Origin of the sequence: Micromonospora coerulea (genome assembly GCF_016598485.1) — a bacterium.
Classification (GTDB): domain Bacteria; phylum Actinomycetota; class Actinomycetes; order Mycobacteriales; family Micromonosporaceae; genus Micromonospora; species Micromonospora coerulea.
Genome location: NZ_JAEMUW010000094.1, coordinates 1 through 1,136, shown reverse-complemented (window position 1 = coordinate 1,136; position 1,136 = coordinate 1). Strand labels below are relative to the sequence as shown.

The following is a 1,136-nucleotide window of genomic DNA, read 5'->3' as shown; positions in this document are numbered from 1 at the left end:
GGATCTGATGACACCCTGAACGCGGGAAGTGCGGTCGCGAGCCCAGGAGAGGCGGCATCGGAATCACGGTGAACGGCCTCTGATGCGTACCGCGTTGATCGTGTTGGCCGCGCTGACGGCGGCCGTGGTCGTGGACCTGGTCTGCGGCGTGCTGATCCGCCGGGCTGCCCGTGGCCGCTACAAGTGGCTGCTGGAGCCGCTGCGGCACGCCTGCCGCCGCCCGGCGGCCGCGGTACTGCTGGTCGGGGCGCTGTACTACGCGCTGCCGCCCGGACCGGCCGAGTGGCAGCGTTATCTGCGCCACGCCATCCTGCTGGTCCTGATCGCCGCCAGTGCGTGGCTGGTGATCAAGACATTGAGTGTTGTCGAAACGGTCTCGTTCAGCAAGCTGCCGAGCGATCTGGTCACCAGCCGGCGGATCCGGCGGGCCCGGACTCAGATCCGCCCCGTGCGGCGGCTCACCGTCGCCGTGGTTGCGGTCGTCGCAACCGGCCTGATCCTGATCACCTTCCGGCCGGTACGCCTCTTCGGCATCTCCATTCTGACCTCGGCCGGGGTTATCGGCGCGGTGATCGGCCTCTCCGCGCGAACCGCGCTCGGCAACGCGTTCGCCGGCATCCAGATTGCCTTCGCCGACGGGATGCACGTCGGCGACGTGCTGGTAGTGGACGGCGAATGGGGCCGGGTCGAGGAGGTGAAGCTGACCAACGTGGTGATCCGGCTCTGGGACGACCGCGTACTCATCCTGCCAACCACGTACTTCACTGAGCGGCCGTTCCAGAACTGGACCCGGAACGAGTCGCGGGTGATCGGCAAGATCCAAATCCATGTCGACCACACCGCCGACCTGAACGACCTGCGCCGGGAGGCATGCCGACTGGTCGAGTCCTCACCACTGTGGGATCGAGACCAGTGGGTGCTCCAGATGGTCGACGCCACCCCGCAGACCGTGGTCATTCAGGTGCAGGCCTCGGCCGCGGACGGCGCCAGCGCCTGGGACCTACGCTGCGACCTGCGCGAGGGACTGGTCCGCTACCTGCGGGACCACCATCCCCAGTGGCTGCCCCGCACCCGCAGCCAGTACCAGCCCTGACCGGCGGGGCCGGCGTGGCCGCCCGGGCGCCGGTGCCCGGCGG

Annotated in this window: 1 protein-coding gene; it reads left to right on the top strand. The window is 69.2% G+C overall.

Features of this window, described 5'->3' with window-relative positions; translation table 11 throughout:
* The first annotated feature begins 82 nt into the window (after positions 1 to 82).
* Positions 83 to 1,093 carry a mechanosensitive ion channel family protein gene (locus I8N68_RS32415; protein WP_200216916.1) on the top strand — a complete coding sequence of 337 codons (1,011 nt, stop codon included), beginning with the start codon at positions 83 to 85 and terminating at the stop codon, positions 1,091 to 1,093.
* Positions 1,094 to 1,136: the final 43 nt, after the last annotated feature.

What these genes read in the sequence shown, in the direction of transcription:
- I8N68_RS32415 (WP_200216916.1), top strand. Translation starts at nt 83, where the DNA reads ATGCGTACCGCGTTGATCGTGTTGGCCGCGCTGACGGCGGCCGTGGTC.